This window comes from Paenibacillus sp. P3E (genome assembly GCF_001909045.1).
Classification (GTDB): domain Bacteria; phylum Bacillota; class Bacilli; order Paenibacillales; family Paenibacillaceae; genus Paenibacillus_AQ; species Paenibacillus_AQ helianthi.
On the sequence record NZ_LVWH01000114.1, the window covers coordinates 138,110 to 157,177 of the forward strand.

Annotated in this window: 13 protein-coding genes; 11 read left to right on the forward strand and 2 right to left on the reverse strand. The window is 49.5% G+C overall.

Annotated features, from left to right (window positions below):
• The first annotated feature begins 93 nt into the window (after positions 1–93).
• The 7 genes from A3842_RS10810 (at position 94) to A3842_RS10840 (ending at position 9,053) form a co-directional block, all read left to right on the forward strand.
• Complete coding sequence (locus A3842_RS10810; RefSeq protein ID WP_074101429.1) at positions 94–1,965, forward strand: assimilatory sulfite reductase (NADPH) flavoprotein subunit; 1,872 nt, start codon at positions 94–96, stop codon at positions 1,963–1,965.
• 39 nt (positions 1,966–2,004) lie between these two features.
• Positions 2,005–3,729 (forward strand): assimilatory sulfite reductase (NADPH) hemoprotein subunit, encoded by a 1,725-nt coding sequence (cysI, locus tag A3842_RS10815; RefSeq protein WP_074101398.1) that lies wholly within the window; start codon positions 2,005–2,007, stop codon positions 3,727–3,729.
• Positions 3,730–3,971: 242 nt separating this feature from the next.
• The gene (gene map, locus A3842_RS10820; protein WP_074087755.1) at positions 3,972–4,718 is read left to right on the forward strand and encodes a type I methionyl aminopeptidase; all 747 of its coding nucleotides are present in this window, start codon (positions 3,972–3,974) and stop codon (positions 4,716–4,718) included.
• A gap of 185 nt (positions 4,719–4,903) precedes the next feature.
• Positions 4,904–6,334, forward strand: a complete 1,431-nt coding sequence (locus A3842_RS10825) for a SpoIIE family protein phosphatase (protein WP_074101400.1) — start codon at positions 4,904–4,906, stop codon at positions 6,332–6,334.
• Positions 6,335–6,349: 15 nt separating this feature from the next.
• Positions 6,350–6,742: an ATP-binding protein gene (locus A3842_RS10830; RefSeq protein ID WP_074087833.1), complete on the forward strand. Its 393-nt coding sequence runs from the start codon at positions 6,350–6,352 to the stop codon at positions 6,740–6,742.
• A 21-nt stretch (positions 6,743–6,763) separates the two neighbouring features.
• A complete protein-coding gene (locus A3842_RS10835) occupies positions 6,764–8,773 on the forward strand; it encodes a methyl-accepting chemotaxis protein (protein WP_074087758.1) in 2,010 nt (669 codons plus the stop codon).
• The gene (locus A3842_RS10840) at positions 8,766–9,053 is read left to right on the forward strand and encodes an STAS domain-containing protein (RefSeq protein WP_244169763.1); all 288 of its coding nucleotides are present in this window, start codon (positions 8,766–8,768) and stop codon (positions 9,051–9,053) included. The genes A3842_RS10835 and A3842_RS10840 overlap by 8 nt, the downstream gene beginning before the upstream one ends.
• An 89-nt stretch (positions 9,054–9,142) precedes the next feature.
• Here A3842_RS10840 and A3842_RS10845 read toward each other — a convergent pair whose 3' ends face one another.
• Positions 9,143–9,547, reverse strand: coding sequence for a CBS domain-containing protein (locus tag A3842_RS10845; RefSeq protein ID WP_074087760.1), 405 nt, complete (start codon positions 9,545–9,547; stop codon positions 9,143–9,145).
• A gap of 186 nt (positions 9,548–9,733) precedes the next feature.
• A complete protein-coding gene (locus A3842_RS10850; RefSeq protein WP_074087761.1) occupies positions 9,734–10,168 on the reverse strand; it encodes a VOC family protein in 435 nt (144 codons plus the stop codon).
• A 297-nt stretch (positions 10,169–10,465) separates the two neighbouring features.
• Here A3842_RS10850 and A3842_RS10855 point away from each other — a divergent pair, with 297 nt between their 5' ends.
• From A3842_RS10855 to A3842_RS10870, 4 genes are all read left to right on the forward strand, one after another.
• A complete protein-coding gene (locus tag A3842_RS10855; protein ID WP_074087763.1) occupies positions 10,466–11,554 on the forward strand; it encodes a winged helix DNA-binding domain-containing protein in 1,089 nt (362 codons plus the stop codon).
• Positions 11,555–11,565: 11 nt separating this feature from the next.
• Entirely contained in the window at positions 11,566–12,132 is a 567-nt protein-coding gene (locus A3842_RS10860) for a heme-degrading domain-containing protein (protein ID WP_083609558.1), read from the forward strand.
• Between the two features lie 213 nt (positions 12,133–12,345).
• On the forward strand, positions 12,346–13,512 hold the full coding sequence (locus A3842_RS10865) for a small-conductance mechanosensitive channel (protein ID WP_074087764.1): 1,167 nt from the start codon (positions 12,346–12,348) through the stop codon (positions 13,510–13,512).
• 13 nt (positions 13,513–13,525) lie between these two features.
• Entirely contained in the window at positions 13,526–18,973 is a 5,448-nt protein-coding gene (locus A3842_RS10870; RefSeq protein WP_074101402.1) for a diguanylate cyclase, read from the forward strand.
• Positions 18,974–19,068: the final 95 nt, after the last annotated feature.

Consider the following 19,068-nt stretch of genomic DNA (forward strand, 5'->3'; position numbering starts at 1 on the left):
GGCTGTCTCGTTGATCGTTTCATATAATTGTGATAGCCTGAATTTATGTTGTTAAGAGGGAAGCAGATTTCATGCGAGGAGAGGTCGATAGTGTTGCAATTACATGTTACGAACAGTCCTTTTAACGAGGAACAGGTTGATCTTCTAAACCGCCTTCTGCCGTCACTGACGCAGACACAGCAGATTTGGCTCGGCGGCTATATATCCGCAATAACACTGCAGGGCATATCCGTTGACTCTACTACTGCGCGAGCTGTGCCTGTAACACCCGTTCCGGGTGCTGCAATTGCTTCAGCTGCTTCAGCTGCGATTGCCCAGCCGTCCTTTTCCCGCGATATCACCGTACTCTTCGGATCGCAGACCGGCAATTGCCAGCGTCTCGCTTCCAGCCTGTCAGGTAAGCTGAAGGAGCAGGGATTCGAGGTCACCGTATCTGCGATGAACAGTTTTAAGCCGAATGCACTGAAGAAGGTAGAGAACCTGCTGATTCTGGTCAGCACGCATGGTGAGGGTGAACCACCGGATAATGCACGTTCGCTTCACGAATTTCTCTATAGCAAAAGAGCGCCCCAATTGAATCATTTAAGGTATTCGGTGCTGGCACTCGGGGATACCTCTTATGAATACTTCTGCCAGACGGGCAAGGATTTCGACCAGAAGCTGGAAGAGCTGGGCGGCCTGCGTCTAAGCCCCCGTGCAGATTGCGATCTGGACTATGACGAGCCGGTCGCTGATTGGATAGAACAAGTGATTACCGCCCTTAACGGTGCCCAGAGTGCCCCTGCTATTGCTGAAGAGGCTGTGCTTGCGGCCGAACACGCGGAATCGCTGCAATCGGCATACTCCCGCAATCATCCGTTCCAGGCAGAGGTGCTGGAGAATCTGAATCTGAACGGACGCGGCTCGGACCGTGAAACCCGCCATCTGGAGCTGTCGCTGGCAGGTTCTAACATGACCTTCGAACCTGGTGACTCCCTGGGAGTCTATCCCGAGAATCATCCCCGGCTGGTAGAAGAGATTATTGCCGCCATGGGCTGGAACTCCGGGGAAACCGTTCCCCTGAACAAAAAAGGTGAAGAGGGCACCCTTTATGAAGCGCTTCTCCGCCATTATGAAATAACCGTCCTGACCAAACCGCTGCTGGAGCAGGCAGCGAAGCTGTCAACAGCTCCCGCGCTGCATGAACTGCTGCTGCCGGACCGTTCCAAGCAGTTGAAAGAATACATCCAGGGTCGTGATCTGCTCGACCTGATTCAAGATTTCGCGCCATGGGATGTACCAGCCCGCAGCTTCGTAACCATCCTGCGCAAGCTGCCGGCAAGACTATACTCCATCGCCAGCAGCTATAATGCCAATCCTGAAGAGGTTCACTTTACCGTGCGGGCGGTACGCTATGAGTCCCATGGACGAGAACGCTATGGTGTCTGCTCGGTTCACTGCGCGGAGCGTGTGCAGCCAGGAGACACTTTGCCGGTATACATCCAGAACAATCCGAATTTCAAGCTTCCGGCAAATCCCGATGTGCCAGTGATCATGATCGGACCCGGTACAGGAGTCGCACCGTTCCGCTCGTTCCTGGAGGAACGCGAGGAGCAAGGTGCAGAAGGCAAGACATGGCTGTTCTACGGAGACCGTCATTTTGTGACAGACTTCCTCTACCAGACAGACTGGCAGCGGATGCTGAAGGACGGCGTGCTGAATAAGCTGGATGTGGCCTTCTCCCGGGATACAGAAGAAAAAGTCTATGTGCAGCACCGCATTCTGGAGCATAGTCAAGAGCTCTATGCCTGGCTGCAGGAAGGCGCCCATGTATATGTCTGCGGGGATGAAAAGCATATGGCCCACGACGTCCACGCAGCGCTGATCAGCGTTATTCAGGAGGAAGGCGGACTAAGCCCCGAAGCAGCAGCAGCCTATCTGGACAATCTGCAGCAGGAGCAGCGTTACCAGCGCGATGTGTACTAAACATTAACATACAGTGAATGCGGGAGGAGACTTGCAGCAATGGCGAATAATGAATCAGTGGTGAAGCCCATCGGCGGCCCGCCTAGTGATGTTGAACATATTAAGCTCGAGAGCAATTATTTGCGGGGAGCCCTTGTGGAGACGTTGAAGAACCCGATCACCGGAGGTCTGCCTGAGGATGATAACCGGTTGCTTAAGTTCCATGGCAGCTACATGCAGGATGACCGGGATTTGCGCAGTGAACGGGAACGCTCGAAGCTGGAGCCGGCCTTTCAGTTCATGCTGCGTGTGGTCGCACCTGGTGGTGTGGCTACCCCGGCACAATGGCTGGTCATGGACGAACTGGCACACAAATACGGCAATGGTACCTTGCGGCTGACGACAAGACAGGCCTTTCAAATGCACGGAGTACTCAAATGGAATTTGAAAAAGACCATTAAGACCATCAACGATACGCTGATGACGACCCTCGCTGCTTGCGGTGACGTTAACCGCAATGTGATGAGCGGTCCCAATCCGTACCAGTCCGAGGTTCATGCCGAGGTCTATGAGTGGGCACGCAAGATCAGCGATCATTTGGCACCGCGTACCCCTGCCTACCATGAAATTTGGCTGGACGGTGAAAAGGTAGTGGACAGCAAAGACGGAGTAGAAGTCGAACCGATCTACGGCCCGGTCTATCTGCCCCGCAAGTTCAAAATCGGCATCGCGGTCCCTCCATCCAATGATGTGGATGTATTCTCCCAGGATCTTGGCTTTATCGCAATTCTGGAAAACGGCAAGCTGGCAGGATTCGATGTAACGGTTGGCGGCGGCATGGGGATGACTCATGGGGATACAAGTACGTATCCGCAGCTTGGACGGGTGATAGGCTTCTGCCGGCCGGAGCAAATGATTGATCTGGCGGAGAAAACCGTTACGATTCAGCGCGACTTCGGCAACCGCTCAGTCCGCAAAAATGCCCGTTTCAAATACACCATTGACCGTCATGGTCTGGAATGGTTTACCGGTGAATTGCAGAACCGGTTAGGGTGGGAGCTTGAACCGGCAAGGGGCTTTCACTTCGACCATAACGGTGACCGTTACGGCTGGGTGAAAGGTGTGAACGGCAGATGGAACCTGACGCTGTATATCCAGAGTGGACGGATTCATGATACGGAGAGCAGCAAGCTCATGACAGGCCTGCGGGAAATCGCCAAAATCCATGACGGAGACTTCCGGCTGACCCCCAATCAGAATCTGATTATAGGCAATGTCAGCAGTTCGAAGAAACGTAAGGTTACGGAACTCGCCAAGCAGTATGGATTAACAGAGGGTGCGCATCATTCGGCTCTGCGGCGCAGCTCGATGTCCTGTGTAGCGCTGCCGACGTGCGGATTGGCCATGGCCGAGGCAGAGCGTTATCTGCCGCTGCTGCTGGATAAGCTGGAGCTGATCATTGACGAAGCAGGACTTCGGGAGGAAGAAATTGTGATCCGCATGACGGGCTGCCCGAATGGCTGCGCCAGACCGGCGTTGGGGGAGATCTCGTTCATCGGGAAGGCTCCGGGCAGATATAATATGTATCTAGGAGCAGGTTTTACCGGCGACCGTCTGAATAAACTGTATAAGGAAAATATCGATGAACAGGAAATTCTGGCAACGCTTGAACCCATCCTCCATCAATACGCCAGGGAGCGCCAAAGCGGCGAGCACTTTGGGGATTTTGTAATCCGCAGCGGATACGTCAAGGCGGTTACCTCTGGACTTCATTTCCACGACTGATTCATAAACTTAACGAACCCGTTTCCTTCTTTCAGAAGGCAGGGTTCGTTTCTTTTTTTGAAAATATAAGAATTTATATGCTTCACGCATTAAATTATCCTTCTATTGCCGTTTCTGCTTGTGAATTCAGATTAAATTTGGATTTTCGGCGAATATCTTTCATAATATAGAGAAGAACGACCAAACTATAACCAAGAGCCATTATTTTAAGTAATGTGTTCTGTACAGAAGAGGCGAAACGAATGATCATCATGAAAACGATGGAAGAGATCGAGAAAATGCGGGCAGCCGGCAAAATTCTTGCGGAATGCCACCGGCAAATCGCCCAAATCATTAAGCCCGGAATCACAACCTGGGAAATTGACCAGTTTGCAGAGAAATTCATTCTCTCCCAAGGAGCTACCCCGGAGCAAAAAGGCTATCACGGCTATCCTTACGCGACCTGCGCATCTGTAAATGATGTGATCTGCCATGGATTTCCGAAGCATGAGGAGTTGAAAGACGGCGATATCGTAACCATTGATATGGTTGTGAACCTGAATGGCTGGCTGGCAGATTCGGCTTGGTCCTACGCCATCGGCAATATTAGCGAACAGGCGGAGAAACTGCTGAATACGACCAAAGAGTCATTGTTCAAAGGTATTGAGCAAGCGGTCGCCGGTAACCGGATCGGGGATGTTGCCCATGCGATACAGGTCTATGCCGAGTCGAACGGCTTCTCGGTCGTACGTGATTTCATTGGTCACGGCATTGGTTCTGAAATGCATGAAGCACCTGAGGTACCTCACTATGGACCCGCAGGGAAAGGACCAAGAATCAAAGAAGGCATGGTATTTACCATTGAGCCGATGCTGAATACCGGAAGCTATCGTACTAAGGTAGATGCGGACGGGTGGACGGCCCGCACGATCGATGGAGGCCTGTCAGCCCAGTATGAGCATACACTGGCCATTACTCCGCAGGGCACAATTATCCTGACTGAACTGTAAACTGCCATACCCGAACCCGGGCGTTCTCCTTCTTGTAAGGAAACGTCCGGTTTTTTGTTTTTTTGACACGGATCGAGCTTCTGATAGTTTTTTTTGCTGTGTGTGTGTCGGAATTCACGGCTGAATGAAAATTAAATGCATATAATGGTAAGGTTTCAAAGCTGAATCAGAATAGAGGACGAAGAATGGCAGTAGATAAACATTGCAAAAATCTGCACAGGGTACCCAGCCCCGAGCATTGCATGGACCATTATGGCTGCATTTATGAAAACAACCATCTGATTACTTTGCTGGTGAATCCGGTAGACGGATCGATTACCGATGCCAACAGGGCAGCCTGTGAATTCTACGGCTACCCTATCCGTATTTTTCGGAAACTTCATATTACGGATCTGCAGGCCGACCCGTATGCCGGATTGGAAGATTTCATTGTACAAGGAATGCCTGGTGACGAACATGGGGCTAACAGGGTCTTTATGGACAGGCATCTGCTCGCGGGGGGGCAGGTAATTGATGTGGAGATTCATACCGGCATGATGTCCATGCTCGGGAGGTCAAGCATCTACATGGTTGTTCATGACATCAGCGAGCGGGTTCGTTCGGAGCAGCGGCTTCGTGAGAGTGAAGAGAGATACAGGGATCTGGTTGAGCTCTGTCCCGAAGCGATCATGGTCTATAGCGGAGGCACCATCCTGTTTGCCAACAAACAAACCGAAAAAATGTTCGGTAAAAAGAAACAGGAGCTGATCGGACAGAGAATAGAGTCCTTTTTTAGCGAGCAATACATAAGGAGCGCCAAATATAACAAGCTTATGACCTGGGGCTCCATCGCCAAGGAGAGATTTCGCTTCGAACAGCGGTTCATCCGGCATGATAACCGTATTTTCGATGTTGAGATTTCAGGTGTACCGATCATTTATGAGGAAGAAAAGGCGTTACAGCTGGTGCTGAGGGACATCACGGAGAGCAAAAAGGAAGTGGAGCGGGCAGTCAAGCTGCAGGATCACCGGCATGCAGTGGTTTTTCCGCTGGAGGACAAGGCAGAACTGGAGAAGCTGTATATTCCGGCCCGGACACTGAGTGGCGATTTCTTCATTTTTCATAAGATTGATGAGGAAAGGGTAGTTGGAATGATTGGTGATGTGACGGGCAAGGGAATCACCGCCGCGCTGAACATCTCTGCCCTTAGGGTGTTGTTTGCGGATTGTATGGAGGTTACTGTTGATCCGCTGCAGGTGATGAAGGAATTGAACCAGAAAGCTATACTGCATCTGGGCGAGGATTATATTGCGGGCTGCTGCTTTTGTCTGGATTTTGGAACAGGCTTGCTGAAGGCAGCGGGTGCAGGGATCAATGAATTCATCCATGTGCCCAAGGACCGGGAGGGCCAATGCATTACCGTCAAAGGCGCGCCGCTAGGCATGTTCGGAGACAGTGAATTTGAGGAGAAATCCATATCCTTTCAATCCGGAGACCGTTTTTGCTTTTACAGCGACGGGATGGACCTTCTCTTTGACAGCCAGGAACTGAGCGGCAGCTACGAATATCTGACCGACCGGATTGCGGGAGCTTCATTACAGGATGACTGCACCTGGCTGAGCCTATCTATTAAGTGAATGAAGGAGCGGATTATGAGAGCTGTTCAGAAGGAAATTCGAATCCATGGTTTGGAGCAGCATCAGCGAATTATTGACGGAATTATAGAAGAGCTTCATCTGGAGGCTTATGCGTTTGACATTCGGCTGATTCTGATCGAAGCCATTACCAATGCTTATTACCACGGTAATCATAGCGATGCTAGCAAGCCGATTATTATCCGGTATTTGCTGAGCGGCGAGCAGCTTGAACTTCAGGTGGAAGACTCCGGGGAAGGAGCAGGTACATTGGTATTCCCGGACATGATCAGCAGTGACGAGCTGCTTGATGAAGGCGGGAGAGGTCTGTACCTGATCCGCTGCTTCTCCGATCAAGTGGACATGATTCACAACACGATGTACATCAGCAAATGCGTAAATCCCTCGTAGACAGAAGAAGGAGAGAATCCCGTGAAGTTAAGTCTAAAAGTTAAAATGAGTATTCTGCTGTTTTTGATTATTAGTGTGCCTTTGTCCATTTCGGGTATCATTTCGTATAATCAAGCCTCTAATGCGCTGCAAAAAACGATCGAGGAGGAATTGCGCGATACCACTGCCTCAACTGCCCAATCTGTCGATTCGGAGCTAACGGCCGTAAGTAATTATCTTGGGATTGCCGGCCAAAATGATACGCTGGCAAGCTTTGCGGGTAATCCGGCAGGCAAGACAGCGAAAAGCCTGGCGTATTCTTATATCTCCGGCTTACAGAAGGATCATGCGAAGCTGCTGGAATCTATCATCATAGCCGGCAATGACGGACAGGTATTGCTGACCAGCAGCTCTGTGAATCCGGATCTTAGTGTTAAGGACCGGGAATATTTCAAACAAGCCCTGCAGGGAAAAGAAACAGAGAGCGAAGTTCTCGTCTCTGAAGAAAGCGGTCATAATATTGTGGCTATTGCCCGCCCGCTGGAGCAGAATGGACAAATTACAGGGGTGCTGATCGGAACTGTTCTGTTCGATAACCTTACCGCTCCAGTAGCCAAGGTCAAGGTTGGAGACAGCGGCTATGGATATATGGTCGACCGCACTGGCCTGATTATATATCATCCCAAGAAGGAGAAGATTCTGAAGGAGACGCTTGACGGTAACAGTAATAAGGAACTTAGTGCAATCTTTCAGGTTATGAAAAATGGCAAGGCTGCCGACGGGTTCTACACTTATGAAGGTGTTCATAAGTATGTATCCTTTCAGCCTGCCGGAAACTGGATAGTGGCCACTACCGCCAATGTTCAGGATTATATGGCTCCAGCGATTAATATCCGCAACATGACTATAATTATCACTCTAGCCTGTATCGTAATCGCCCTGCTTGTGGCTTATTTTTTCACCACCCGCAGCATTGTCAATCCGATTATCAGGCTGGAGAAGGCGATGTCTCTTGCGGGAGAAGGGGACCTGACTGTACATACCTCTATCCGCACAGGAGACGAGCTGCAGGAGCTGAGTGAAGCATTTAATACGATGATTGACAAACAGGATGCCATCATCGAGAAAGTGAGGGCAGGCTCGATCTCCTTGACTTCCATGTCGGAAGAAATGGCGGCTTCGTCGGAGGAGATTAGCGCATCGATTCAGGAGATCAGCTCGAGTACTCAGGAGATTGCCGCCGGCGCAGAGAATAACAATCAGTCCGTAATCAATGCCTCCCAGGTTCTTGTACAGCTCTCCAGTCTGGTGCAGCTGGCCCAGAGTAAGGCGTCTGCTACTTCCGGTAATGCCGATCTGACCAATCAGGCGGCCCAGCGCGGAAGAAAACAGGTCATGAATACGGTCGAAGCCATGAACATTATCAGCAGCAGCACACAGGAAACCGAAGATCAGCTGCAGGAGGTGAGTGAACTCTCAGGCAAGGTATCATCAATTATCGGTACGATTAACGCTATCGCCGGTCAGACCAACCTGCTGGCCCTGAATGCAGCCATTGAAGCCGCTAGAGCCGGTGAGGACGGCAGGGGCTTCAGTGTGGTAGCTGAAGAAGTGCGGAAGCTCTCCGATGAAACCCACAGGCAGGCCAGTGAAATTTCAGTTCTGGTGAATGATATGGTCACACGGATTACCCAGGCTGTAGCCTCCATGAGAGGTGCTTCAGAGGCGGTTGAAGGTGGTGTTCGCGAAGTGACTGAGACGGATCACGTTTTCGTGCATATTATCAATTCCGTGGAGCTTATTACAGGCAGTGTCCGCGAGATTCTGGATATTACCCGGGACGAGGTAGCTACCTCAGATCAGATTATCAGACTGATTGATTCGATGGGGACCATTTCGGAAGTGGCGGCAATCAATAGTGAGAATGTATCAAGTGCTACAGAAGAACAGGCGGCAACGGTCACAAACTTTGCGGCCTCTGCCCAGGAAGTAAGTGCCATGGCGTATGAACTGGAAACGCTCGTAGAGAAATTTATAATCAGGGGTGAATAGCTTGAGCGAGATTACCATCGAAATGCCGGAGATGTTCTCCGTGGAAGAAGCCAGCGACTTCAGAGAAAAGGTTAAGGAATATATTGATAAGGGGACCTACAGCTTTGTTCTTGATTTCAGTACATGTGCCTTTATCGATAGCACCGGGCTTGGAGTAATCGTCAGCTCCTACAAGAAGTGTGTGGAGAACGGCGGCACAATCAAGCTCCAGTCGCTGAATGCCAATGTGCGGAAGATATTCGAACTTACCCGTCTGACCCATGTGTTTGAGATTCTCTAAGAAAAGCTATTCACACAAGCAGCGGCTGTGCGGTCCCACCCGGGACTGCACAGCCGCTGCTTGTGTATCATGGCGTACATGAATGTCTGCTAATCGGTAATATTCCGGGTGTAATATTCAATAATGTCCTTCCGGCGGATAATGCCCAGGAAGATGCCTTTGTCATCGACAACCGGAACAAAATTCTGATCTGCAGCCAGCGTCAGCATATCCTCCATCTGTGCGTGAATCCCGACACTTTCGTTGTGAACATGACGCTGAATATCGCCTACGGTCACATCCCGCATGTTCTCAAAGCTTAATCCTGCCGTATCCTTCAGCTTCCACAGCAAGTCCCCTTCGGATAAGGTTCCCACATATTTACCTTCTCCATCAATAATGGGGATGGCAGAATAATAATGATTCTCCAGTTGTACCAGGGCCTCCAGCATGGTAATGGAGGAGGTAATATACGATACCTGGTCCTTGGGCAGCAAAAAAGCGGATATTTCCATTAGTGAGGCTCCTTTACAGCGGAATTTGCCGATAGCGGTATACTTATTAAAACACAGATTGGGCTGAAAGCGCATAAAAAAATGGTATTCGTGATACTTTAATCTGCATGAAAAAAGGATACAGCATCTCCCAAATGGCTCAGAGAACTATATCCTTAACAGTATTTGGATGACCGGGGCGGGAGGTTAAGCGTTGTCGCCGCTTTGGCCGTCTTCATGGCTTAGCTGCCAGATGATCCCGAATTTGTCCTTCAGACTGCCGTAACATTTGCTCCAGAAGGTCTCCTGTAGTTCCATGATAACAGTACCGCCTTCTTTGAGCTTGTCGTACCATGCTTTGATTTTGCCGGTATCAGCATTCATCAGGGTGAGATTTATATTATTTCCTTCAGTATAAGGCATACCGGGGAAGACATCCGAGAACATCACTGGACTTCCGTCAATGAACATCATGGCGTGCATGACCAGATGCTTGGCTTCCTCGGGAAGAGGGTGGGAAGGGTCCGGAGGTGCCTCACCAAAAGTCATGATCTGCGGGGGCTCTGTTCCAAACACTGTTGCATAAAACTCTACAGCTTCACGTGCGTTTCCGTTAAAATTGAAGTACACATTAATTGCCACAGGCTTCACTCCTCTAAAGTGGTTATTGTAAAGGCAAACGCAATATTTCCACATTGTATCATGTACTTGTCCATTTAGAAATATACGAGCAGTGCACAGTCTTTGCCGCCGGAACAGAGTGGGAACCAAGGTCGCTGGAAGGACTCACTGTGAGATTACGTGGATTAGTGCCTCGCGGATGATCTGTATATCATTAGATATGGGCGCCTTTCTGTCTTCAGATGGACAACCTGCGGATGGTTTCAATATACTGGAGGAAAGTATGGGAACTGATGTTAGGACCTGAGGCAAAGGAGGATGGAAATCGTGAATACGGACATCGCGGACCGAAGACTGGCTAATCAGTTTATTCACAGCTCTGTCTCTATGGAGCCGGAGGAGGTTGTCCGGAGATTAGGGGCTCTGCAGGCCCAGGATTATCTGCAGGCTGTGTGGGCGATTGGCCTCCGGACGCCTTCCGCCACGCTGGCCCAGGTTGAACGGGCAGTAGCAGAGCGAAAGATTGCGCTAACCTGGACGCTGCGGGGAACGATTCATTTCGTGCCGCCGGAGGATGTGAAATGGCTGCTTCAGCTATGTGCTCCGCGTCTCTTAAGGCAGGCTGTGCGGAGAATGGAGCAGCTGGAACTGGATGAGAAGACCCTGGGACGCGCCAGGAAAATCATCTATAACGCACTTAAGAATGGCGGAAGTCTACGGCGGCCGGATGTGCTTGCCCTGCTTGAGGCAGAAGGTATCCGCACCGGAGGGCAGCGCGGTTATCATATTTTGTGGCATAGTGCTTATAATGGGCTGATCTGCTTTGGTCCGCGCAGCGGGAAACAGCAAACCTTTGTGCTGCTAGACCAGTGGGTGGAGCATTCCCGGGAGCTGTCCTTCGAGGAATCGCTCTCCGAGCTGGCTTTGCGCTATTTCACAGCCCATGGACCGGCTACCGTACAAGATTTTGCCTGGTGGGCCGGATTAACGCTAACAGAAGCCAGAGCCGGGCTGGACGCAGTGAAGAGCAAACTTGAGACCGGTGTATTCTCTGGCACGGAGTACTGGAGTCCAGCTTCATCCGGAGGACACATGTCAACAGCCTCTGAGATTCATTTGCTTCCCGGCTTCGATGAATATATTCTCGGCTATGGCGACCGCAGTGCTGTGCTTGAGCCTGAGACCGCCCCGCTTATCGTACCGGGTAATAATGGTGTGTTTCTTCCGACGATTGCCGCAGGCGGGCAGATCATCGGCACATGGAAACGAACCGTCAAGACCAAAGGGGTTGACCTGAAATTCAGTCCCTTTACCAAGCTGGCACAGGACCAAGAAGAGAGGCTGATGTTGGCCGCTGAGCGGTATGCTTCTTTTCTAGGACTTCCTGTCCTTACAATAACAAGATAGAGGAGTAATGAGTGAATTCAGCGAAAGCTATCATCTTCAGCTCTGATTTTGATCTTACGCTTGGCTATCAGCAACCCAACGAAGAGGAAGTGTGGACCTTGGAAGATTATACTTTATTATTGGAACAGCTTTTGCAGCAGGAGCGGAATTTGCAATTCAGCACATTTACAAATCAGACAGCCATCCGGCTGGGCAATGCCATTGTGGAGAGAGCTGTGGCAATGGATAAGCTAATCGTGGTGGATATCCGCAAGAATGGCCAAGTTCTTTTCCATGCCAAAATGAATGACACAGGTCCGAACAACGACCGCTGGATTGCCCGCAAAATAAACACAGCCAACCATTTCGGCCACTGCTCTTACTATATGCATGTGCTATATAAATCATGGAACACTACGATTCAGGACAATGCCTTCGTTGATCCGATGGAGTATGCCGCTGAGGGCGGATGTTTCCCTGTATATATCAGGAACGCAGGTCAGGTCGGAACGATTTCGGTCTCCGGATTATCTGGTGAGGAAGATCATGAGATGATAGTCAGTGTGCTTGAACCCTTTCTTAAGGCGGAGCAGGATTAATCTATTCTGATAATAAATTACAGTATTTCCATATTAAACGGGCGTTCCACAGCCATATCCCTGGCCGTGTGGGCGCCTTTTGCTTGTGAGCTTCCAGGCTGGTACGAAAATGTTAGGAATGGTTATAAACAAAGCAGGAATAATCTGGACTGATATCGAATAGTTTCGTTCATCACAAAATTCGACTTTTCAACTATAAGAGGGGTTACCGCCATGTTTAAAAAAAATAAAACGTTCTTCCTGATCCTGACTTTTGCTCTGATCTTTCTGCTTCCCTTGATTGGGAGCCTGGTCAAGTGGAAGGGGCAGCTGCCGGGGTATGGCGATTTTCCCGCTCAAAAAGTAGAGGCAGACCCTGGTTTCAGCCTGCTGTACTTTTCCCTGGCCTGCATTGTCGCGCTGCTGATTACATTGATTCTGGTTTTTCCCCGGTGGTTTGGCTTCAAAAAGGTCCGCGAAACACCCGTACCGAAAGAAGGGGTAACTCCTTTTCCGGTCTGGTTCTGGTGGAGCCTGCCAGTGCTTGCCATCAGCTGGTTCCTAATGTGGGCCCGGGTCAAGCTGTTCATTTCGTTCGAATACTACACTTTTGTACCATTATGGTGGTCATTCATATTAATTCTAGACGGATTGGTGTATAAAAGAAATAAAGGCGCTTCGATCATATCGCGCAAACCGCATGTGATGCAGCTGCTGGCTGTAGTGTCCTGCTTCAGCTGGTTTGCTTTTGAATATCTTAATTTCTTTGTGATTGAGAACTGGTATTATCCGAATAATGAGGTGTTCTCGAACTTTGGCAATGTGTTCTGGTTCTCACTGTCGTATACGACGGTGCTTCCGGCAATCTTTGAATGGTACCTGTTACTTAAGACTTTTAGCGCGTTCAGGAACCGCTATCGGTATGGTCCGAAATTCAACGTCTCCCGGATTTTTCTGATCATTTACTATGTGATAGGGCTGATATTGGCTTTTGGGATGGGTTATTATCCATATTTGCTGTTCTGGGTGTTGTGGGTGGCACTTGTCCCGATGCTCTCCGCGGCAATGGCACTTGTGGGATTCTGGACGCCTTTTACTCCGGTTAAGAACGGGGACTGGTCCAGTGTCATTCTGATTGGGCTTGCCACACTGTTTAACGGATTCTTTTGGGAGTTCTGGAATTTCGGCAGTGAGTGGTTCCATGATTCTATGCCAACCAATCCTAACTACTGGAAGTACTCGGTACCTTATTTGGACAAATTTCATATATTCTCAGAGATGCCCGTCCTGGGGTATTTCGGTTATCTCTTTTTTGGGCTGAACTGCTGGATTATCTGGCTGATTGCTGCCTATATCTTTAAGTTTGATGCGGATATTGAAGTGACGGGAGAACAGAGCTAAAGGTGGAGTGGGTATGGTTGTGTTTGACCGATATGAGGTACTGGAGACGATTTCTGACCAATATATAAAATCCGTATACAGAAGTATCGATTCCGTAACGGGTGAATCGGTCATTCTGAAAGTACTTAAGCCGGAATATGCCGGAACGGAAGCAGTGATGAGGTTCAAGCAGGAGTACAAGCTGCTCAAGGAGCTGAGCGAGAACACGAGCGGTGTCATCAAGCCATACAGGCTGGAGGAGCAGAATAACTCCTACATTATGGTGCTGGAGGATATTCACGGACGTTCGCTCAAAAGAATCATGGCAGAGGATCAGCCGGAGCCAGAGGTACTGATACAGCTGGCGATTCGGATCGTAGATATTCTGGGGGCGATTCACGAGCGGAATGTCATCCATAAGGATATCAAGCCTTCCAATATCATTTGGAACAGTGACCAGAATATTGTACAAATTATTGATTTCGACCTAGCCGTGAAGCTGTCCAGGGAGAAGCGGGATTTTCAGAACAATGGTGTACTGGAAGGCAGCTTGCTGTACATATCACCCGAGCAGACCGGCAGAATGAACCGCAATGTGGACTACCGAAGTGATTATTATTCCTTGGGCATAGTCCTCTATGAGATGATGACGGGCAAGAAGCCTTATGATGCGGGAGAGATGCTGGAGCAGATCTACTCCATTATTGCCAAAGAAGCAGTTCCTCCATATAAGGCAACTGGGGGAAGGGTCTCAAGCAGTCTGTCAGCAGTAATAATGAAGCTAATGGAAAAGTCTTCGGAGGACCGGTACCGCAGCGCATATGGAATTAAAGCGGACTTGAAGAAATGTCTGGCTGGCCAGGAGAACTTCGTAGTTGGTGCAGAAGACCGGCTGAATATCTTTCGGATTCCGCAGCGGTTATATGGACGCGATCAGGAGCTTGGACGTCTCGTGGATTCGTTCCGCAGAAGTGTCAAGGGCAGTACACAACTGATGCTGGTCACCGGAGAAGCCGGGGTGGGTAAAACCGCACTGGTCCATGAGCTGCACAAGTACATAAGTCAGGAGAAGGGACTTTTTGCAGAAGGAAAGTTCGATCAGTATAACCAGAATATCCCCTACAGTGCCATTATTCAGGCGTTTCGGCGATTAATCAGCCAGTTGATGGATAGTCCTGATGAGAATCACAAGGCCTATCTCAAGGAGGCATTAGCCAAGGCTCTCGATGGGAATGGCAATCTGATTGCCGGTCTGATTCCTGAACTGGACACCTGGATTGGCATTCAGCCGGAGATGGAATCGCTGAATCCGGCAGAAGAAACCAACCGGTTCTATCTTACCTTTGCCAAGTTCATCGAAGGAATTACGCATAACGAGAAACCCTTAGTGCTGTTTCTGGATGATGTGCAGTGGGCGGATTATTCCAGTCTGCAGCTGATCGAGAAGCTGCTGCTGGGTCATCAGCTGCAAAAGGTTCTTATTGTCTGCTCTTACCGGCAGAATGAAATTTATGAGGGGCATCCGCTGATCAGTACGATCTCCGCGATTGAAGTTAGTCGTGAGGTTGGAAGCATAATCCTAAACTCCTTAACTGAGGCACAGGTTGGCAGTCTGGTATCCGATACGTTGTTCACTACACCCTCCCGGGTTCAGGAACTTACCGAAGTAATTTATAAGCGGACCAAAGGAAATGTTTTTTTTATAAAAGAAATTCTCAAGGATTTGTACAGGAATGGGTATTTGTACTTTGACGAGTCGGAAGGATTATGGGCCTGGCAGACGCAGCGGATTGTCAGCTTGCCGGTGAACGAGAGCGTGGTCGACTTCCTGATGCTGAAGCAGCAGGAGCTTCCGCAGAATGTGCGCAGAATACTGATGCTTAGCGCAGCAGTGGGTAATGTATTTGATTTTGGAATATTGGCCCTGATTGCTGATGAACCGCTTGAGGTGGTTGCTCATGCCATAGCCACAGCTGTGGAAAAAGAGTTTATCTTACCCGAGGACTACCGGTACGCCCGGATGTCCAGCTTCCTGTCGGCACCGGAAGAAGAGGCATTGCAGAATCTGGATATCCGATTCAAATTTGCACATGACCGGATTCAGCAGTCGTTTTACCAGATGCTTGACGAAGAGGAACGGGCCGCTCTGCATCTGGCCATCGGCCGTTTGCTGCTTGAACGCCTGAGTCACGGGGAGATCGAAGGGATTATCGTTGATATTGCCGCACACCTGAATAAAGGGCTAGACAGGCTGTCCGGCAAGGCGGAAGTCGATAAAGTGGTCAGGATTAATCTAAGAGCCGCGCGCAAGGCCAAGGCAGCCTTCGGCTATGACTCGGCTTTCCGGCTGCTGGAAGCGAATATCGGGCTGATGGGAGAGACATCCTGGGAAGAGGACGGGACGCGTGCGGCTGAGATTTACCAGCTATATGCGGAATGCGGATATCTTACTCATCAGGTTGAAGCAGCCGATTCGGCATGTGGGGTCCTGATCAGGCATACCAGAGACAGATTGGCCCTTGCCCAAATCTATGAAATGCAGGCCAATCATTACATGTACCTGGGAATGATGAAAGAGTCCATAGCCTCTGGAAGGCTGGGGTTATCTACACTGGGCGTTCATATTCCTGCCCGGGTAGGCATGGCATCCGTTCTTAAGGAGCTCGTGAAGATTAAAACCGCGCTGCGGGGAAAAACGGTTGATCATATTTTTGAAGCCGAAGAGATGAAAGACCCGGAAATGAAGCTGGTGATGCGGCTATTGATCAACTTTATTCCTCCAGCCTTTATTTCCGGAGAAACTTCGCTGTTCGGGCTGGTTGTTCTGAAGAAGGTAGGACTTACCCTGAAGCACGGCAATGCTCCAGAGTCAGCGCTCGCGTTCATCGGTTATGCGATGCTGCTGTCCGGGTTCGGAGATTCCAAGGGAGCTTTTGATTATGGACGTCTAGGTATTCGAATCAATGACAAGTTCAACGATCTGCAATGGAAAGGCGCGGCGTATGTGCTATATACGCTATTCTGTCATACCTGGACCGAACCTTGGGATACGCTGCATGAGTGGTACACTACCTCCATTGAGGCGAGTCTGCGCACAGGAGATTTACTCTATCTGGCGCATTCCTGCTACTATGTGAACCTCTGGAATCCCGGGATGGATATTCCCACGAATCTGCAGGAGAGCTTAAGAATGATTGCCATGATCGAGAACACGAAATACAAGGAGTCCTTAGCCACCGCACAGTTGTCCCGGCAATACCTGCTGAATCTATCGGGCGAGCTGCAGGACCGCTTATCCTTTGACAGTGCAGACTTCAGTGAAGCGGCCTATCTGGAGGAGCTGGAGACAGCCAAGTATTACTCCGGGATCGCAATCTACTATATTTATAAAATGAAACTGCTGTTTACCTATGAGAACTACACCGAGTCTCTGACCTATATCGACAAAGCATACCCGATCATCGGCACGCTTGCCGGATCAGCTTTTATGGAAGAGTTCGCCCTCTATACGTTCTTGAATTTGGCCTATGCCTATAAAGATTTGGGCACTAAGCGGAAAAGGCAAGCCAAAGCCAGAATGCGCAAGGAGTACCGCCGGGTGCTCAAATGGGCCAAACATGCGCCCGAAACCTTCCGGCAGCATGAGGTGCTGATGAAGGCTGAATGGGCCAGAATGGCAGGACGTGACGATGAAGCTGGACAGTATTATGATATGGCGATCGAGGCCAGCGATCAGGGAGGGTTTGTACGGTACAAGGCACTCAGTAATGAGCTGGCTGCCCGCTTTTATTATCATAAGGACTTCAAGGAGTTCGCCGGTTACTTGCTGAGACAGTCGGAGTATTATTATTCCGTATGGGGTGCGAAAGGTAAAATTGCCTTTCTCAATGAAAGATACCCGGATATGATCACAAGAATTAATGCCAAAGAGTTCATGAGCGGCCGCACGATAACGGATTACACAGAAAGTCTGGATCTGAACTCTATGATTCTGGCTTCACAGGCCATCTCCAAGGAAATCGAGCTGAACAATCTGCTGGAAGCGCTGATGCAAATCGTCATAAAGAATGCAGGAGCGCAAAGAGGCTGCATCGTGATGACCTCCAAAACCAATCTGCTCGTCGAAGGGGAATACCGGCCGGTTGAAGACCGGATTACGGTAGCGGTGCATGACCGGACAAGGTACGACCATTTGCCATATTCTATCCTGAAGCAGGTAGAGGAAAGCAGCGAGAGTGTGATCTACAATGATGCGTTCTCTGAAACGCCGTTCGTAAATGATCCCTATATTGTCAAACACCGCCCTAAATCGATGGTCTGCATGCCGCTGATCAACCAGAACAAGACCATTGCAGTCATTTATCTTGAAAACAACCTGATGACAAGTGTATTTACTGAGCAACGGATGAAGATTATTAATTTGCTGTCACGGGAAATGGTCTTCTCGCTGGAAAATGCCACTCTGTATTCCGAGCTTGAGCGCTCAGAGGAAAAGTACCGGGAACTGGTTTACAATTTGCAGGACGGCGTCTTTATTACCCAAGACAAAATATGCAAATATGTCAATGGGGCTTTGGCACAGATGCTCGGTTATGTAGCGGAAGAAATGGTGGGGCAGCCTTTTGAGAAATTCGTGAGTCTTCCTGAACGGGATAAGGTGTTGCATTATTATGCCAGAAGGGTTGAAGGGAAACCGGTTCCATTTGAATATGAGACCAAATTGATTCACAAAGACCAGAACCGTGAGGTCATAGTGATCCACAAGGTCACACGGATCAATTATATGAACCAGCCGGCCATTCAGGGTACCGTCAAGGACATCACTGAACGGAAGAAGGCGGAGCAGGAGCTTCTAAGGCATAAAGAGCATCTGGAGGAGCTGGTAGCTGAGCGTACCAAGGAGCTGGAGCTGAATAATGAAGAGTTGAATAAGTACATTCAGCTGATTGAAAAGATATCCATCACCGATGAGCTTACAGGTCTCTATAACCGCAGATATTTTAATAAGCTCCTAGTGATTGAAGTGGAAAAAGCTGCAGCGGCTCAACAATATCTGACCTATATGATGCTCGATATTGATTATTTCAAGAAATATAATGACACCTACGGGCATTTTGAGGGTGATACCGTATTGCGCAGAGTCGGGAGACTGCTGCAAGAGCTGTCCGAACGTGCGGGTGGATTCGCGTTCCGGCTGGGCGGGGAAGAGTTCGGGATCATAGTCAGCGGTTTCACCCCTCAGCAGTCCAGGGAATATGCCGAGAACATCAGAAGAAGCATTGCTGATCTGGGAATCGAGCATGCGCTGAGTACGGATTATGGAATCATTACCGTTTCTATTGGTGTGGCTACAATTCATGTGGACTTTATCCGCGAAGGCGATCTCTACAAGCTTAGTGATGATGCGCTGTATCAGTCCAAAGCCAATGGCAGAAACTGCGTTACCCTGTTTCAGGAGCCAGAGGGAGCCGCCAATCTATAAAAGTTGTAACAATATTGGCCGTGCCGGAGACGGGTTAACCGTTACCGGAGCGGCCTTTTTAAAAAGATAAAAATGTATATGTTTCACGCTATAAA